The organism is Kitasatospora sp. NPDC058115, from assembly GCF_042884635.1.
Lineage (GTDB): Bacteria > Actinomycetota > Actinomycetes > Streptomycetales > Streptomycetaceae > Kitasatospora.
In genome coordinates this window covers 56,540-74,157 of sequence record NZ_JBHVTL010000034.1, presented here as the reverse complement: position 1 = coordinate 74,157, position 17,618 = coordinate 56,540, and the positions used below count along the sequence as shown (strand labels likewise).

Genomic DNA, 17,618 nt, shown 5'->3' with positions numbered 1-17,618 from the left:
GCGGACGGCGCGCGCCGGAGGCGTGCGCAGGACCGGTGCAGACCACTGCCACCCTGCGTCGCGATGCCTTACCATGAGTGACTCCCGCACCGGGGCAGGAACGCGGTAACGTCTCGGGCGGACGGCGGCGTCCGGCCACCCCCCGAAGGGTATGACCGGTACGTACCGCACCACCCCTCTGGACAGTTGGGGCGAAGCAGTTGAGCCAAGCAACAGACAGTGCCGCGGCCACCGGCCCGGAAGCACAGCGCGTCACCCAGGAGGTGAGGGTGTCCCAGATCGACGGCGAGCCCGGAGTGCAGGACTTCGTGGAGGTCCGGCTGCCCGCGGCCGGGGCCTACCTCTCGGTCCTGCGCACGGCCACGGCGGGCCTCGCGGCCCGGCTGGACTTCACGCTGGACGAGATCGAGGACCTGCGCATCGCGGTCGACGAGGCCTGCGCCATCCTCCTCCAGCAGGCCGTGCCCGGCTCGGTCCTCTCCTGCGAGTTCCGGCTGGTCGGGGACTCCCTGAAGGTGATCGTCTCGGCACCCACCACCGACGGCCGGGCGCCCGAACGGGACACCTTCGCCTGGACGGTGCTCTCCGCGCTCGCGGGCGAGGTCGAGTCGGCGGTCGCCGAGGACAGGACCGTGTCGATCAGCCTGCACAAGAAGCGCGGCGGCCCCGCCGCCCACTAGGTCCGCCGCGGCAGCGCGGCAGCAGCACCGAACAAGGGCCGTCCGCCCGGCACCACCGGGCCGGACGGACGGCTCCCGGTACCGCCACCACCCGGCGGTACGACCAACGAGACGAACCGGGGCCGGCGGTCCCGGTGCTCCCGGAACGGAACGGGGGAATGGCCGTGAGTGATCTGGACCGTACCGGCCTCGCGACGGCGGGCCCTGCCGTACCGACCCAGGCGAGCGTTCCCGGCCTCGCCGCCAACGACGAAGCGCACCCGAAGGACGCCCACCGGATGAGCCAGCCGACCGAGCCGACGCCCCAGTCGTCGTCGCCCGATCAGTCGCCCCCGCCCGTGCCGTCGGCCGCGGACCTCCCGGACACCGGCCACCCGGGCCACGGACCGGACGCCGAGGGCTCCGAGGAGGCCGCCGAGGAGGCGGCGGAGGCGCTGCGCGCGGCGGTGCCCGCCCAGGGCCCGCAGCGCTCCGGCGCACCCGACCGCGAGGCGGCCCGGGCCCTGTTCGTGCGGCTCTCGGCGCTGCCCGAGGGCTCCCCGGAGCGCGTCGAACTGCGCAACCAGCTGGTGCGGATGCACATCCCGCTGGTCGAGCACCTGGCCCGGCGGTTCCGCAACCGCGGCGAGCCGCTGGACGACCTGACCCAGGTCGCCACCATCGGGCTGATCAAGTCGGTGGACCGGTTCGACCACGAGCGCGGGGTCGAGTTCTCCACCTACGCGACGCCGACCATCGTCGGCGAGATCAAGCGGCACTTCCGGGACAAGGGCTGGGCGGTCCGGGTGCCGCGCCGGCTCCAGGAGCTGCGGCTGTCGCTGACCACCGCGACCAGCGAGCTCTCCCAGCGGCACGGCCGCTCCCCCACGGTGCACGAGCTGGCCGAACACCTGGGGATCTCCGAGGAGGACGTCCTGGAGGGCCTGGAGTCCGCCAACGCGTACTCCACGCTGTCCCTGGACGTGCCGGACAGCGACGACGAGTCGCCGGCCGTCGCGGACACCCTGGGCGCCACCGACGAGGCGCTGGAGGGCGTCGAGTACCGCGAGTCGCTCAAGCCGCTGCTGGCCCAACTGCCGCCGCGCGAGCAGAAGATCCTGGTGCTGCGGTTCTTCCGGAACATGACGCAGTCCCAGATCGCCGCCGAGGTGGGCATCTCGCAGATGCACGTCTCCCGGCTGCTCGCCCGCACGCTGGCGCAGCTGCGGGAGAAGCTCCTCGTGGAGGAGTAGGAACGCGAACGGTGGAAGGCGGCGGCCCTCCGCGCTCAGCCCTCGTGCGGAGCGTAGAGGGCCGCCGTCGCCTTCGGGCTGAGCAGCGCGCCGATGCCGACCAGGCCGAGCAGGCCGATGCCCGTGCCGACCGCGACCATCGCCCCGCCGCTCTGCCACATGTAGTACGCCACCGGCAGGCAGATCGAGTTGGTCAGCACGGCCGGGCTGCGGCCCCAGCGGCGCAGCCTCAGCAGCGCCCTGGCGGCCAGCACCGGCGCCACGCCGAGCAGCACGATCACCAGGCCGCCGAACTCGTTCAGGGCGAGCTGCTTGGACTCGCCGGACAGCGCGGCGACCATGTCCCAGACGCCGACGACGACCAGCGCGGCGCCCTCCACGGCGGTGATGGCGGCGCCCAGGGTGAGGGCGGAGGGCCGGCCGGCGACGGGCGCGGGTACGGGTGCGGAGGATTCTGCGGTCACTCCAGCAGGGTAGCCGCCGGTTGGTCCGTACCGCCCCGTAGGCTGGGCCCATGCGCGCTCTCCTGGTCGTCAATCCGAAAGCGACCACCACCAGCGGTCGGACCAGGGACGTCCTGATCCACGCCCTGCGCAGTGACCTCAAGCTGGAGGTGGCGCAGACCGAGTACCGCGGTCACGCCCGCGATCTGGCCCGGGAGGCGGTGGAGGACGGCGCGGTCGACCTGGTGGTCGCGCTCGGCGGCGACGGCACCGTCAACGAGGTGGTCAACGGGCTGCTCTCGCACGGTCCGGGCGAGCGGGTGCCGCGGCTGGCGGTGGTCCCCGGCGGTTCGACCAATGTGTTCGCCCGCGCGCTGGGCCTGCCCAACGACCCGGTGGAGGCCACCGGCGTGCTGCTGGACGCGCTGGAGCACCGGCGCGAGCGCGGGATCGGGCTGGGCAAGGCGATGACCGAGGGGCTGCCGGACCGCTGGTTCACCTTCACCGCCGGCCTGGGCTTCGACGCCGGGGTGGTCGGCCGGGTCGAGGAGCAGCGCCGGGCGGGGCGCAAGTCCACCCACGCGCTCTACGTCACCCAGGCGCTCCGCCACTTCGTCACCCAACGTGAGCAGCGCAGATCAGGCCCGGTCTCGCTGGCGCTCGCGGGCCGCGAGCCGGTGCCGGGCCTGGTGCTGGCGATAGTCAGCAACACCTCGCCGTGGACGTTCCTGGGCAACCGCCCCGTCTACCCCTCCCCCCGCGCCTCCTTCGACTCCGATCTCGACGTCTTCGGCATCACCCGGATGACGGCGTTCGGCACGGCTCGAACGGTCCGTCAGATCCTGCGGTCGCACGGTCCTTCGAGCCCCGGCGACGCACCGTCCGGCCCTTCCGGGAAGCACGTCGTCTCCTATCACGACGTCCGCCACTTCACCTTGGTTTCGGAGGAACCGGTCCCGTTCCAGGTCGACGGGGACCACCTTGGATCCAGGAGTCGCGTCAGTTTCACAGGCGTACGGCGGGCACTGCGTGTGATTGTGTGACTAGAAGGGCCCTTCTCCCTTCTTCTCGAACGCACAAGCCCCCTTCACTCCATAGAAGTACCGGCTGTGAGCTAGGCGACACCGAAGAATCCAAAATTCCTTCCTGAAGGGGGTTGTATCCGGGCCCGAGGTTTGCGAACCTCTACATGGCGATCGGGACACATCGCAGCGACGGCAACCCTCGAAACCTGGGGGGCCGACCGCGGGGTGTCCCTCGAATCGCCGAATCCCTCCCCAGCACAGACCTCCCGGGCCCGATGGGCCTTTGGTCTCTTTTGCTGTTGCGGGATTCGTGAAAGCGTTCACATTCACAAGGACCATCGATGTGCCGACCGGGCAACCCCCGCCGGCAGGAGGAGTTGGACGACCATGGACTGGCGCCACCGCGCTGTCTGCCGCGAAGAGGACCCGGAGCTGTTCTTCCCGATCGGGAACACCGGTCCTGCTCTGCTGCAGATCGAGGAAGCCAAGGCCGTGTGCCGCCGCTGTCCGGTCATGGAGCAGTGCCTCCAGTGGGCCCTCGAGACCGGCCAGGACGCCGGCGTCTGGGGCGGCATGAGCGAGGACGAGCGCCGCGCCATGAAGCGCCGTGCCGCCCGCAACCGCGCCCGCACCGCCTGATTACACGCCGTAGTACCAGCAGTAACCGCAACACCGATCAACACATGATCACAGGCTTCGCCTGCACCTCCTGGTGAAGCCTTCCGCACCAAGGGCCTTGCTCGACGAGGCCCCGCGACACCGGCCCGCTCAGCCACTTGATACTGTTCACTTAGAGCAATATTGTGGAGCTGTGGCGCTCACCGTGTGCAACGCACCGGCTGGTGTCGCACCACCCAGAGCCCCCGTTCCGGCCGACTCCCCCCGACGGCCGGAACGGGTTGAGAGGCCCTGTCGACCCACCCCCCCCGGTCGACAGGGCCTCGTTTCTGTTTCTTGCGCCAGCTCTTCCGCCGGGCGCCCGGCGCGCAGCCCGGACGCACGCCCCCGGCGCACCTCGTCACCTCGTCACGCCTCAGCGCACCGGGATCTCCAGGACCACCTTGGTGCCGCCGTTCGGCCCGGCCACCATGTCGAAGGTGCCGCCCAGCTCCCCGGTGGCCAGCGTCCGGACGATCTGGAGCCCGAGGTTGCCCGCCTGCTGCGGGTCGAAGCCCTCCGGCATGCCCCGGCCGTCGTCCTGCACCGTGATCAGCAGGTACTCCTCCGGCCGGGCCCCGCCGTTCCAGCTGTCCGACCAGCCCATGCCGGTGGCCGGCGCCCGTCCGCGCAGCGCGCTGACCTCCAGGTTGCCGGAGGCGCTCGGGCCGAACGCGTGTTCGAGGGCATTCTGCAGCAACTCGGTCAGCACCATCGCGAGCGGGGTGGCCACCTCCGCGGAGAGGATGCCGAAGCTGCCGCTGCGGCGGGTCGCCACCCGGCCGTCCTGGGACAGCTCCATCACCATCGCCAGCACCCGGTCGGCGATCTCGTCGAAGGCCACCTGCTCGTCCAGCGCCTGGGAGAGCGTCTCGTGCACGATCGCGATCGAGCCGACCCGGCGCACCGCCTCGTCGAGCGCGGCCCGGCCGGACTCCGACTCCATCCGGCGGGACTGCAGGCGCAGCAGCGCGGCGACGGTCTGCAGGTTGTTCTTCACCCGGTGGTGGATCTCCCGGATGGTGGCGTCCTTGGTCATCAGCTCCCGGTCTCGCCGGCGCAGCTCGGTGACGTCCCGGCAGAGCACCAGGGAGCCGGTCAGGGTGCCCTTGGGCTTGAGCGGGATGGCCCGCAGGGTCACCACGCCGCCCTGGGCCTCGATCTCGGTCTGCCGGGGGGCCCAGCCGCTGGCCAGCTTCACCAGGGCCTCGTGCACGGCGGCCCGGGAGGGCGGGGCGAGGTCGGCGGTGGCGCGGCCGAGGTGGCTGCCGACCAGGTCGGTGGTGAGGCCGAGCCGGTGGTAGGCGGAGAGCGCGTTGGGGCTGGCGTAGGTGACGATGCCGTCGGCGTCGAGGCGGATCAGGCCGTCGCCCACGCGCGGGGCCGCGTCCATGTCGGCCTGCTCGACCCCGGGGAAGGGGAAGGCGCCGGCCGCGATCATCTGGGCGAGGTCGGAGGCGCTCTGCAGATAGGTGAGCTCCAGCCGGCTCGGGGTGCGCACGGTCAGCAGGTTGGTGTTGCGGGCGATCACGCCGAGCACCTTGCCCTCGCGCCGCACCGGGATGGACTCGACCCGGACCGGCACCTCCTCGCGCCACTCCGGGTCGCCCTCGCGCACGATCCGCCCCTCGTCGAAGGCGGCGTCCAGCAGCGGGCGCCGGCCGCGCGGGACGAGGTGGCCGACCATGTCGTCCTGGTAGGACGTGGGGCCGGTGTTGGGGCGCATCTGGGCGACCGAGACGTACCGGATGCCGTCCCAAGTGGGGATCCAGAGCACGAGGTCGGCGAAGGACAGGTCGGAGAGCAGCTGCCACTCCGAGACCAGCATGTGCAGCCACTCCACATCGGCACCGGTCAGGGTGGTGTGGCGGCGGACGAGTTCGTTCAGCGAGGGCACAGGGCGAGCGTAGCTCCAGGGGGGCGCGGAGGGCCCGCGCGCACCCCCGCCGGCGTGCGCCGCGCACCATTCCCCCCAGGTTGTCCAGACCAATTTCCGGCAAGGCCTGGACAACCCAGATTGGTCTAGTCCACAATGAAAGGGCACCAAGGAGAGGCAACCGCGCAACTGCCCTGACCGCGCGATGCCGCTCCTCGGTCGGTCGCCGCCGAACGAGGACCCCGCACAGTTCTCGATCGTCACCGGCGCCCGACGACAGCTCCGGGCCGCGGAGCCGCATGGGTTGAGGGTCCCGTGTCGGCGCCGTGGCCCGTAGTGTTTCCCGGACTCCCCCGCCCGTCGCGGGCCCCCGGAACGCAGGAACGCCGGAGCCCCCGTCCACACGCTGTGGACGGGGGCTCCGGCGTACGGCGGGCCGGGCGGCGCGTCAGTGGGTCTCGGTGACCTTGGCGAGCGCGCGCGGGGCGTCCGGGTCCTGGCCGCGGGCGATGGTGACCTCGTAGGCCAGCAGCTGCAGCGGCAGGATCTCCAGGATCGGCTGCACCTCCTCGGGCACACCGGCCGGCAGCGCGAAGCCCGCCGAGGCGGCCTCGACCTGTGCCTGCTGGCCGACCACGACCAGGTCGGCACCGCGGCCGCGCAGCCGGTCCAGGACGGGCTGCAGCGCCTCGCCGCCCTTGCCGTCCGGGACGATCGCGATGACCGGGGAGACGTTGTCGACCATGGCCAGCGGGCCGTGCAGCAGGTCGGCGCCGGAGAACGGGGAGGCCGGGATGTAGGTGGTCTCCATCAGCTTCAGCGCCGCCTCGCGGGCGGTCGGGTAGCCGTAGCCGCGCGAGGTGATGACCAGGCGCTGGGCGAAGCGGTAGCGCTCGGCCAGGGCCTTGACCTCGTCCTGGCGGGCCAGGATGCCGGCCGCCAGCTCGGGCAGGGCCTTGGCGGCCGCGCCGTCGCCGCCGCGCAGGCCCTCGATCAGCAGGTAGAGGGCGAGCAGCTCGGCGGTGTAGGTCTTGGTGGCGGGCAGCGCCTTCTCCGGGCCGGCCAGCACGTCGATGTGGAACTCGGAGACCTCGGCCAGCGGCGAACCGGCGTTGTTGGTGACCGCCAGGGTGATGGCACCGGCCTCGCGGGCCGCCTTGGTGGAGGCGACGAGGTCCGGCGAGCCGCCCGACTGGCTGACGGTGATCACCAGCACGTCGGTCAGGTCCGGCTTGGCACCGTAGGCGGTGGTGGTGGACATCGAGGTCAGGCCGGCCGGCTTGCCCAGCAGGATCTCGATCAGGTACTTCGCGTACAGCGCCGCGTTGTCCGAGGTGCCGCGCGCGGTCAGGAGGACGAACCGCGGGTTGCGGGCGGCGATCCGGGACGCGATCTCGAAGATCCTGGGGGCGCCCTCGTCGAGGATGCGCTGCAGGACGGCCGGCTGCTCGGCCATCTCCGCCGCCATGATCCGGCCAGGGACGGTCTGCGTGTCGGACATCGTGGGTGGGCCTCCGATGAGATGGTTCCACCCCGACCGGGCGGGAATGCCCGGCGGGGACCTCTACGGCGGCGAGTCCGCACACTCGCTGCGGTGAATGCTGCGGCAATCCTACGGGGGCCGCCCGCCCGGGGCACATCCGAGGAGGCGGTCACGGCAGGTCCGGCGGCCTGCGGCGCGCGCGGAGCCCCTCCCGGCGGTGCGGGGAGGGGCTCCGGCGTCCCGGGCCGGCCGGCGGCTCAGCCGGCCTTGTTGATCAGCTGGTCGATGGCGGCGTCGGCCTCCTTGGTGGCCTGGTCCACCGACTTGCCGCGCAGGATGGCGGTCAGCATGTCGGGCAGGATCTTCTGCTTCTCCACCAGGCCCCAGCCGGGGGCCAGCGGGGTGAACCAGGCGTCCGGCACCGCGTTGGCCGCGGCGGCGGTGGCCGGCTTGCTCTTCAGCGGGGCCAGCTGGGTGAGGTTGTTCGGCAGGATGTCCTTGTCGGCCAGCGCCTGCTCGGACTTGGCGCTGGTGAACATCCGGACCCAGTCGGTGGCCAGCGCCGCCGTGGGCGACTTCGCGGTGACCGCCAGGGCCGAGCCGCCGATGAAGGTCGGCAGCGGCTTGCCGCCCGGGCCGGGCATGGTGGCGACCTTCACCGAGTCCTTGAGGTTCGGGTCGCCGGTGACCGGCGCGGCCACGCTGGCCGCCTCGAAGCCGTTGCCGTAGAAGGCCGCCGCGTGGCCGCGGGCCATCGCCTCGTACTGGTTCTGCTCGTTGACCGCCTGGTCGCCCTTGTTGTACTTGCGCACCAGGTCGACGAAGTGGGTGATGCCCTGCTGGGACTTGGGGTCGCTCAGGGTGCCGTGCCAGGTGCCGCCGCTGTCGAAGCGGGCGATGGCACCGCCGTACGCGGAGACGTAGCTCATCGCGGCGTACCAGTACGGGCCGGGCAGGTACATCGGGGAGAACGTCCGGTCGGCCTTGTTCTTGTCCGCGATCTTGTCGAGCGCCGCACGCAGCTCGTCCTCGGTCTTGGGGAACTCGGCGTTGCCGGTGGCCTGCTGGAAGGCGGTGGAGTTGTAGATGGCGACCCGGGCGCCGGCGTAGTACGGCACGCACCAGAGCTTGTCCTGGTAGGTGCAGGTGTTGGCGAGCGCCGTGATCCAGGTGTCCGAGTTGTCGAAGGTCGTGCGCTCCACCGGTGCCAGCGCGCCGGAGAGCACGTACTTCATGGTCTCGGTGTTGCCGAGTTCCACCACGTCCGGGGCGTTGCCGTCGGTGATCGCCTGGTCGAGCTTGGCCACCTTGTCGGCCCAGCCCTGGTAGGCGAGCTTCAGGGTGACGTTCGGGTACTTGGCGGCGAAGTCGTCGTTGACCCGCTGGACGAGGTCGGGCCAGCTCTTCTGGGCGTCGTCCATCAGCCAGACCGTGACGGTACCGGTCGCGGCCTTCGGGTCCGCCGAGGCGGCCTTGGCGTCTCCCGACGCCGAGCCGCCCGAGGAACACGCCGTCAGTCCGGCGGCCAGCGCCATGATGCCGACCGTCGCCATGAACCGACGCTTTCTCACGCCATCCTCCGAGGGTGTTAGTGCTTTGTGCCCGCCGGCGGCGCGCCGGCGCCCGACGGGACGGTGTCCGGGGAGGGGCGGCGAAGAGCTTAGGGGTGGGCCAATACCACATCCGGCGAAATTGAAATTCGAACCGGATGAAGTGGAGCCTGGCCTAGACCACAGTTGGTGTCAACGCCAAATGGCCTGGCGGTCAAGGCCGTTGCAGACCTGTTGTACCGCGTGGCGATCAGTCGCGCGGCGATCACCCTAGGTAGAACTTAAGGCTCCCTTAAGGGCGATTTGAGGGAACATCGTCAGATCGCGAAATCGCAGGTCACACGGCATGCCCCGGGCGGAGAACGCAGCGGGCCCGCCATGCGACATGCGCATGACGGGCCCGCTGGGACGGATGCCTCGGGGCACCCGGTGCGACGGTCCGACGGGGACTCAGCCGATCGCCCCCGGCTGTCCGGTGAGCACCTCGACGGCGGCCAGCCCGCAGACCCGGGCGGCGCCGTGGGTGGCGATGTACAGCGCGCCGGACGGCTCGGACTGCGGCAGGCCCATCTCGACCACCGCGGCGTCCGGGCGGGCCGCCACCAGGCGGGCCAGCGCGGCCGACATCCACGCGTGGCGGTGGGCGTCGCGGACCACCAGCACCAGACGGCGGCCGGCGGCCTCGGCCAGCACCTCGGAGACCACCGTGTCCAGCACCGCGGCCTCGGCGGCCTCCGAGCCGACCTCGCGGGTCCGGGTACCCGGGAAGCGGTCGGCCAGCATGCCGGCCACGCCCCACGGGGTGACGTCGCCGACGGCGATGTTGGGCTCCGAGGAGAACGACGCCACGTACGGGCGCTCGGTCACCGGCAGGACCTCCCGGCCCGGCGCGCGGACCACCCGCAGCGCCCGGCGGGCCGCCCGCAGGCCGACCGCGAGGTCCGCCTCCGGCCGCTCGCCCTGCGCCGCGATCCGGGCCCAGCTGCCGAGCGCGCGCACCCGGGCGGCCGCGTCGGCGAGCCGCTCCTCCGGGAGCCGGCCGGACTGCACGCCCGCCACGATGGCGTCACGCAGCATCAGCACGGTGTCCTCGTCGGCCAGTCCGCCGCCCACGCAGATCGCGTCCGCGCCGGCCGCCAGGGCCAGCACGGTGCCGTCGCCCATGCCGAAGGTGTCGGCGATGGCGCCCATCTCGATCGCGTCGCTGACGATCAGGCCCTGGTAGCCCAGGCCGCCGTCCTCGGGGGCCGCGCGCAGCAGGTCGCGCAGCACGGCCGGGCTGAGCGTGGCGGGCAGCTTGGGGTCGAGCGCCGGGACCATGATGTGGGCCGTCATCACGGCCTTGGTGCCGGCGGCGATCGCGGCCTGGAACGGGATCAGGTCGCGCGAGCGCAGCACGTCCAGGTCGACGTCGATGACCGGCAGGCCGTGGTGCGAGTCGACGGCGGTGTCGCCGTGGCCGGGGAAGTGCTTGGAGCAGGCCGCGACACCGGCCGACTGCAGGCCCTCCACCCAGGCGGCGGTGTGCCGGGCGCACAGCTCCGGGTCGGCGCCGAAGGAGCGCACGCCGATGACCGGGTTGCGCGGGTTGGAGTTGACGTCCGCGGTCGGCGCCCAGTTGTAGTTGACGCCGGCGGCGGCCAGCGCGCGGCCCAGCTCGCGGGCGACGTCACGGGTCAGCGCCGGGTCGTCGATGGCGCCGAGGGCGAGGTTGCCCGGCCAGGACGAGCCGGAGCCCGCCTCCAGCCGGGTGACGTCGCCGGACTCCTCGTCGATGGCGATCAGCAGGTCGGGGTTCTCGGCCCGCAGCGCGGCGGTGAGCGCGGCGAGCTGGGCGAGGTCGGCCACGTTGCGGTCGAACAGCGCGACCGAGCCCAGACCGGCCGCCAGGTGGCGGCGCAGCCACTCCGGCGGCTCGGTGCCGACGAAGCCGGGCTGCAGGACGGTCAGCGCGTCACGGTGCAGCTGGTCCGAGGCCGGGAGGGTGGGAACGAGGATGCTCACGGGGGATCAGCCCTTCACGGCGCCGTCGGTGAGGCCACCGACCGCCTTGCGCTGCAGGAAGACGAACAGGATCAGCACCGGGATGGCGAACAGCGTGGACGCGGCCATGGTGGCACCCCAGTCGTTGCCGAAGGCGGTCTTGAAGGAGGACAGCCACAGCGGGAGGGTCTGCCCGTGTCCCTCCTCCTTGTTGAGGATCAGGACGAGGGGGAACTCGTTCCACGCGGTGATGAAGCCGAACAGCGAGGTCGACATCAGGCCGGGGGCCAGCAGCGGGAAGATCACCTTCACGAAGGCCTGGGTGCGGGTGCAGCCGTCCACCATGGCCGACTCCTCCAGCTCCTTGGGCACCGCGGCGATGAAGCTGCGCAGCGTCCAGATCGTGAAGGGCAGGACCATCATCATGTAGAAGAGGGTCAGCGGCAGCAGGCTGTTCAGCATGTCGTTGTCGCGCGAGATCATGTAGACCGCGATGGTCATGACCTCCCAGGGCGCCATCTGCGCGGCCATCACGACCAGGACGAAGCCCTTGCGGCCGCGGAACTTCATCCGGGCGATGGCGAAGGACGCGAGCGTCGCGATCACCAGGGAGGCCAGGACGGCGCCGATGGTGACGACGAAGCTGTTGGTGACGTACGTCCAGAAGTGCTTGGCGTTGATCGCGGTGACGTAGTGGTCCATGGTCCCCTTGAAGGGGATGAAGACCGGCGTCTTGCTGATGATGTCGCCGTCCTTCTTGAAGGACGTCGCGACCATCCAGTAGACGGGGAAGATGAAGAAGACGAACAGGACGCCCGCGAGCACGTTCGGCCAGCTACGTCCGATGAGTGAGCGCCTCACAGCTCGTCCTCCTGCTTGAGCATGATGCGGAAGTAGTACGCCATGAGCACACCCAGCATCAGGATGGTAAGCACGGCGATCGCGGAGCCGATGCCGTAATGCTGGCCCGAGGACCCCTCCAGGTAGGCGTGCACGGGCAGGTTCCGGGTCAGGTTCTCGGGACCGCCGCCGTTGATCGCGTAGACCTGGGTGAAGGCCTTGAAGACCCAGATGACCTCAAGGAAGCTCGTGGCCAGGAAGAAGGGCTTCAGGCTGGGGAAGACCACCGAGCCGAAGATCTTGAAGGCGCCGGCGCCGTCCATCCGGGCGGCCTCGTACAGCTCCTTCGGGATGGTGGTGAGACCCGCGTACATGTTGAACGCGACGAAGGGGATCGACTGCCAGACGATCAGCAGGATGATCACGAAGAACGTCGAGTACTGGTCGCTCATCCAGTTGTAGTCGGCCATCGAGTGCCAGCCGAGCTTGTCGAGGAACCAGTTGACGACGCCCCACTGCTGGTCGAACAGCCAGGTGTAGACGGTGGTCGCGGCGACCACCGGCATCGCCCAGGCCATCAGCAGACCGACCGACAGCACCAGGCGCATCTTCTTGCCGAGGCGGTTGAGCAGCAGGCCGACCAGGGTGCCGCCGACCATGATCAGCACGACGTTCACCAGGGTGAAGGCGACCGTGCGCCCGGTGACCGACCAGAAGTCCGGGTCGGTCAGCTGCTCCTTGTAGTTGTCGAAGCCGTTCCACTCCGTCACGTGCGTGACGAGCTGACGCTTGTTGAGGTTCTGGAACGACAGCAGCACCGTCTTCACGAGCGGCCAGCCCAGCAGGGCGATCGTCGCCACGGTGGCCGGCAGCAGCAGCAGGTAGGGGGCGGCCTTGGCGCCGAAGCTCCGGCCGTCCGCCGATCTGCCCCTCTTCGGGGTGCCCTTGGCGCCGCCACCCGCGGCGCTCGTCTCGATACTGGCCACAGCAGCCTTCCCTGAATCCGGAGACTGTGTGTGCACCCGCCCGGAATGCACAGCCATCGTTCTCACTTCCTCATAACCCGACCACGACGGACAGGCGCCGCCCACCGGCCCCCCGCCGGGAGCCGGTGAGCGACGCCGCTCGATTGCTTACTGCTTCTGGTTGAGCCGCTTCGCGATCTCGTCGTCGTACTTCTTCGCGGTGGCCGTGTAGTCGCCACCCTGGAGGGCCGCGGTCAGGAACTCCTTGATCGGGTTCGGCTTGTCCTCGACGCTGGCCCAGTTCGGGGTGTTCGGGGTGATCGCACCCTGCTCGGCGGCCGGCACGGCGGCCTTCGCGAAGTCACCGGTGACCTGGCTGCTCAGCGACTTCTTGTTCGGGATGTTGCCGGCGGCCGCGACCAGGCCCTCGTTCTTGTCGTTGAGGGCGACCTTCAGGAAGTCCTTGGCCATGTCGGTGTTCTTGCTGTTCTGGGCGATCGCCAGGTTCGAGCCACCGAGGAACACGCCGGAGGGCTTGTCAGCGGTCTTGCCCGGCAGCGGGAAGAAGCCGATCTTGCTCGCCGACAGCTCCTCCTCCTTCGGGAGCTCCCAGCCGAGGCCGATCATGGCGCCGACGTCACCCTTGGCGAAGACGTCCTTCTGCTGCGGGGTGGCCTCGTCCTTGTCCTTCGGGGCCTTCGAGAAGCTCTGCAGCTTCTGGTAGGTCTCGAAGGCCTTCTTCGCCTCGGGCGAGGACAGGCCGCCGACCCACTTGTCGCCGTCCTTCTTGGCGATCTGGCCACCCTCGCTGTGGAGGAGGCCGAAGTAGACGTACCACTCCTGGCCCGGCATGTAGATCGCGTCGTTGACGCCGGGGGTGGCCTTCAGCTTCTCAAGGTCGGTGTAGAACTCCTCGAGGGTCTTCGGCGCGTCCTTCAGGCCGGCCGCGGCCCAGAGGTCCTTGTTGTAGGCGACCACGCGGTTGGAGACCCACCACGGGGCGGCGTACTGCTTGCCGTCGAGGATGGCGGCCTCGTTCTGGTTGTCGGCCCAGTCGCTGCCGCCGAGGTACGCCTTGTCCTTGGTGATGTCGAGCAGGCCGCCCGAGGCCGCGTAGCCCGCGGTCTGGGTGTTACCGACCTCGACGACGTCGACCGAACCCTCGGAGAGCGCCGCGGTGATCTTCTGGCCGATGCCGTCCCACTGCTGCTCCTGGAACTCGAGCTTCGAGCCGGGGTAGGTGGTCTCGAACTCGGTCTTGACCGAGTCGGTCCAGCCCTTCGGGGCCGAGCCGCTCATGAGCCACACCTTGAGCGTCTTGCCGTTGTAGTCCTTCTTGCCCGAGGCGGCGGTCGACGTGCCCGAGTCGCCGCCCTCCTTCTTGGCGTCCGAGCCACAGGCCGCGAGACCAACAACCATGGCCGCGACGCCGACCGCCGCGATGAGCTGACGCTTCACGCCATCCTCCTGAGGGATGCCTGGTTACCCCCGTCGGGTGGCAGCGGCATACCCACGCGAAGTGGGAGGAATGGTGCCGCGGACTCCAGCGAACGGGTGGGGGGATTCATAGTGACCGGCCTAGTGGTGTAGACCAGATGCCTGGAGCTTGGCCTAGACCAATGGGCCTGTCAACGGCTGTTCGACCGATCCGGACCACCCGTTATCAAGCCGACACCGCACATCGTTCATCGCGTGATGAGGTATTCGTTCCGTAGCCATACATGCAACGATGTGAGCCGTTAATCATGTGGTGGGGCTTCGCGAGAGCTCTGCGAGAAGCGGGAGACAGGTCCGATGAGCAGCGACGGGGGCAGCACGGCCCAGGTCAACGACCCCCAGGTGAAGAATCCCGTCACCCAGGGCGGCGGGGACCCGACCGCCCGGGTGCCGAAGTACTACGGCCTGAAGCGCCACCTGCTGCAGCTTACCGAGACCCAGCCCGCCGGCACCCCGGTTCCTCCCGAACGGGCACTGGCGGCGCAGTTCGACACCTCCCGCACCACCGTCCGGCAGGCCCTGCAGGAGCTGGTCGTCGAGGGCCGGCTGGAGCGCATCCAGGGCAAGGGCACCTTCGTCGCCAAGCCCAAGGTGGCCCAGGCCCTCCAGCTCACCTCCTACACCGAGGACATGCGGGCCCAGGGCCTGGAGCCCACCTCCCGGCTGATCGAGATCGGCTACATCTCCGCCGACGAGCGGCTGGCCCCCCTGCTGGACATCAAGCCCGGCGGCCGGGTGCTGCGGATCGAGCGCCTGCGGCTGGCCAACGGCGACCCGATGGCCATCGAGGTGGCCCACCTGTCCGCCAAGCGCTTCCCCGCCCTGCGCCGCAACCTGGCCAAGCACAACTCGCTCTACACCGCCCTGCGCGAGGTCTACGGGGTGACCGTGGCCGAGGCCGAGGAGACCATCGAGACCACCCTCGCCAACCCCCGCGAGGCCGGGCTGCTCGGCTCCGACCTCGGGCTGCCGATGCTCCAGCTCTCCCGGCACTCCTTCGACCCGGACGGCGACCCCGTCGAGTGGGTGCGCTCCATCTACCGCGGCGACCGCTACAAGTTCATCACCCGGCTCAAGCGGCCAGAGTAGCCCGGCCCGGCACGGACACGCCCCGGGGCCCCGGCGCGCGAGGAGCGCGCGCCGGGGCCCGTTGCACGCTCCCGGCGCGCGGAGGATCCGGATGGCGGGAAGTTGCCCCGGATCCAGTGACACGGATCACGCGATGCTCTAGATTCCGCAACCGTACTGACTGCCGATCACCAGTGGTGCTGCTCGGCGGACCCACGGGGGCGCGCGGTGCACCCGGGGGTTGCGGCGCCGGCGAGGTGAACCCTCCGAAGCGGAGCCGAACCATGTCGTCAGACCTCACCGACCGACCTGTCATGCCCGAGCCAGAAGAGCCCGGACCCCCCGGCCCCCCGGCGGTCACCCCCGAGCGGGTGCTGGCCGCGCTCGCCCTGCTGGTGCCGATCGTCGCGATGCTCTGGGTGGGCTCGTACGACAAGCCCGAGCCCGAGGCGGGCGGCGTCCCCTTCTTCTACTGGTACCAGTTGCTCTGGGTCCCGGTGTCGGCCGTCTTCACGGTCAGCGCCTACCTGCTGATCGACCGGGACGAGAAGGCCCGCCGGGCCGCCCGCGCGGCGCGGAAGGCGGGTGGCGCCCGGTGAACGGCGTCAACGTGCCCGCGCTGGTGGTGTTCGTCCTCTTCTTCCTGCTGGTCACCGTGATGGGCTTCCTGGCCTCCCGGTGGCGGCGCGCCGACAACGCGCTCCACCTGGACGAGTGGGGCCTCGGCGGGCGCAGCTTCGGGACCTGGATCACCTGGTTCCTGCTCGGCGGCGACCTCTACACCGCCTACACCTTCATCGCCGTCCCCGCCGCCGTCTACGCGACCGGCGCCGCGGGCTTCTTCGCCGTCCCCTACACGATCGTCGCCTACCCGCTGGTCTTCCTCTTCCTCCCCCGGCTCTGGTCGGTCTCCCGGGTGCACGGCTACGTCACCCCGGCCGACTTCGTGCGCGGGCGCTACGGCTCCCGGCCGCTGTCGCTGGTGGTCGCGCTGACCGGCATCCTCGCCACCATGCCGTACATCGCGCTCCAGCTGGTCGGCATCCAGGCGGTGCTGGACGTGCTGGGCGTCGGCGGGGGCGCGAGCTCCAACTGGTTCGTCAAGGACCTGCCGCTGTTCATCGCCTTCGGCGTGCTCGCCGCGTACACCTACTCCTCGGGGCTGCGCGCGCCGGCCCTGATCGCCTTCGTCAAGGACACCCTCGTCTACCTGGTGATCATCGTCGCGGTGATCTACATCCCGATCCGGCTCGGCGGCTACGGCCACATCTTCGACGCGGTCGGCGAGCGGTTCGGCGGCCCCGGGTCGGGCGGTTCGCTCACCCTGCCGGAGAACAAGCAGTGGACGTACGCGACGCTGGCGCTCGGCTCCGCGATGGCGCTGTTCCTGTACCCGCACTCGGTGACCGGCGTGCTCGCCTCCAGGTCCCGCAACACCGTGCGCCGGAACATGGCGATCATGCCCGCGTACTCGCTGATGCTGGGGCTGCTGGCGCTGCTCGGCTTCATGGCGATCGCGGCCGGGATCGGCAAGGGCGACAAGGGCTTCAACACCCAGCTCTCGGTGCCGCAGCTGTTCGAGAACATGTTCCCCGACTGGTTCACCGGGGTCGCCTTCGCGGCCATCGGCATCGGCGCGCTCGTCCCGGCGGCGATCATGTCCATCGCGGCGGCGAACCTGTTCACCCGCAACGTCTACAAGGAGTTCCTGAAGCCCTCCGCCACCCCGGCCGACGAGACCCGGATCGCCAAGCTGGTCTCGCTGCTGGTCAAGGTCGGCGCGCTGGTCTTCGTGCTCGGCATGGACAAGCAGGCGGCGATCAACCTCCAGCTGCTCGGCGGCCTGTGGATCCTGCAGACCTTCGTCCCGATCGTCGGCGGCCTGTTCACCCGCTGGTTCCACCACTGGGCGCTGCTCGCGGGCTGGGCGGCCGGCATGGTCTACGGCACCTGGAAGGCCTACGGGATCGCCAGCCCCAAGACCAAGCACTTCGGCGGGAACGCCGCCGAGATCCCCGGCATCGGCGAGACCGGCTACATCGGGCTCACCGCCTTCGTCCTCAACCTGCTGGTGTCGGTGGCGCTCACGCTGGTCCTGCGCGCCGTCAAGGCGCCGGACGGGCCCGACGAGACCCGGCCGGGTGACTACAGCGCCGAGGGTGGCGGGGAGGAGCCGGAGAACGCGCCGGAGCCCGTGGCGGCGCACTGATACGCCTTGCGCGCCCTGTGGTCGCGCCGTCTCCCCGGTCAACACTGGAGGGGGCGGCGCGATCATATGTATGAACAGCCGGGTGCATGGGGCACCACACGCAGGGCACC

The 17,618-nt window shown here is 70.5% G+C and carries 15 protein-coding genes; 7 read left to right on the top strand and 8 right to left on the bottom strand.

Annotation, left to right across the window (positions count from 1 at the left end; translation table 11 throughout):
• Positions 1-269 precede the first annotated feature (269 nt).
• Complete coding sequence (locus ACFVVL_RS30435) at positions 270-680, top strand: anti-sigma regulatory factor (RefSeq protein WP_376092079.1); 411 nt, start codon at positions 270-272, stop codon at positions 678-680.
• 164 nt (positions 681-844) lie between these two features.
• On the top strand, positions 845-1,912 hold the full coding sequence (locus tag ACFVVL_RS30430) for an RNA polymerase sigma factor SigF (protein ID WP_380289830.1): 1,068 nt from the start codon (positions 845-847) through the stop codon (positions 1,910-1,912).
• Positions 1,913-1,947: 35 nt separating this feature from the next.
• Here the strand turns inward: ACFVVL_RS30430 and ACFVVL_RS30425 are convergent, their stop codons facing one another.
• On the bottom strand, positions 1,948-2,376 hold the full coding sequence (locus ACFVVL_RS30425; RefSeq protein WP_380289828.1) for a hypothetical protein: 429 nt from the start codon (positions 2,374-2,376) through the stop codon (positions 1,948-1,950).
• A gap of 50 nt (positions 2,377-2,426) precedes the next feature.
• Between ACFVVL_RS30425 and ACFVVL_RS30420 the strand changes: the two genes are divergently transcribed.
• Both ACFVVL_RS30420 and ACFVVL_RS30415 read left to right on the top strand, forming a co-directional pair.
• On the top strand, positions 2,427-3,398 hold the full coding sequence (locus ACFVVL_RS30420; protein WP_380289826.1) for a diacylglycerol/lipid kinase family protein: 972 nt from the start codon (positions 2,427-2,429) through the stop codon (positions 3,396-3,398).
• Between the two features lie 369 nt (positions 3,399-3,767).
• Positions 3,768-4,019 (top strand): WhiB family transcriptional regulator, encoded by a 252-nt coding sequence (locus tag ACFVVL_RS30415; protein ID WP_014138019.1) that lies wholly within the window; start codon positions 3,768-3,770, stop codon positions 4,017-4,019.
• 394 nt (positions 4,020-4,413) lie between these two features.
• Here the strand turns inward: ACFVVL_RS30415 and ACFVVL_RS30410 are convergent, their stop codons facing one another.
• From ACFVVL_RS30410 to ACFVVL_RS30380, 7 genes are all read right to left on the bottom strand, one after another.
• Positions 4,414-5,934: a sensor histidine kinase gene (locus tag ACFVVL_RS30410; RefSeq protein ID WP_380289824.1), complete on the bottom strand. Its 1,521-nt coding sequence runs from the start codon at positions 5,932-5,934 to the stop codon at positions 4,414-4,416.
• A gap of 427 nt (positions 5,935-6,361) precedes the next feature.
• Complete coding sequence (locus tag ACFVVL_RS30405) at positions 6,362-7,414, bottom strand: SIS domain-containing protein (RefSeq protein ID WP_380289822.1); 1,053 nt, start codon at positions 7,412-7,414, stop codon at positions 6,362-6,364.
• Between the two features lie 239 nt (positions 7,415-7,653).
• Entirely contained in the window at positions 7,654-8,949 is a 1,296-nt protein-coding gene (locus ACFVVL_RS30400) for an extracellular solute-binding protein (RefSeq protein ID WP_387680908.1), read from the bottom strand.
• Between the two features lie 447 nt (positions 8,950-9,396).
• Entirely contained in the window at positions 9,397-10,950 is a 1,554-nt protein-coding gene (locus ACFVVL_RS30395; protein ID WP_380289820.1) for a glycoside hydrolase family 3 protein, read from the bottom strand.
• A gap of 6 nt (positions 10,951-10,956) precedes the next feature.
• Positions 10,957-11,790, bottom strand: coding sequence for a carbohydrate ABC transporter permease (locus tag ACFVVL_RS30390; protein ID WP_387680865.1), 834 nt, complete (start codon positions 11,788-11,790; stop codon positions 10,957-10,959).
• The gene (locus ACFVVL_RS30385; RefSeq protein WP_387680863.1) at positions 11,787-12,812 is read right to left on the bottom strand and encodes a carbohydrate ABC transporter permease; all 1,026 of its coding nucleotides are present in this window, start codon (positions 12,810-12,812) and stop codon (positions 11,787-11,789) included. Before ACFVVL_RS30385 ends, ACFVVL_RS30390 begins: the two co-directional genes overlap by 4 nt.
• 90 nt (positions 12,813-12,902) lie before the next feature.
• Positions 12,903-14,192, bottom strand: a complete 1,290-nt coding sequence (locus tag ACFVVL_RS30380; protein ID WP_387680860.1) for an extracellular solute-binding protein — start codon at positions 14,190-14,192, stop codon at positions 12,903-12,905.
• Positions 14,193-14,528: 336 nt separating this feature from the next.
• Between ACFVVL_RS30380 and ACFVVL_RS30375 the strand changes: the two genes are divergently transcribed.
• The 3 genes from ACFVVL_RS30375 (at position 14,529) to mctP (ending at position 17,508) form a co-directional block, all read left to right on the top strand.
• Positions 14,529-15,320, top strand: coding sequence for a GntR family transcriptional regulator (locus ACFVVL_RS30375; RefSeq protein WP_380289812.1), 792 nt, complete (start codon positions 14,529-14,531; stop codon positions 15,318-15,320).
• Between the two features lie 293 nt (positions 15,321-15,613).
• Positions 15,614-15,898 carry a DUF3311 domain-containing protein gene (locus tag ACFVVL_RS30370; RefSeq protein WP_380289810.1) on the top strand — a complete coding sequence of 95 codons (285 nt, stop codon included), beginning with the start codon at positions 15,614-15,616 and terminating at the stop codon, positions 15,896-15,898.
• A gap of 59 nt (positions 15,899-15,957) precedes the next feature.
• Positions 15,958-17,508, top strand: coding sequence for a monocarboxylate uptake permease MctP (mctP, locus tag ACFVVL_RS30365; protein WP_387680905.1), 1,551 nt, complete (start codon positions 15,958-15,960; stop codon positions 17,506-17,508).
• Positions 17,509-17,618: the final 110 nt, after the last annotated feature.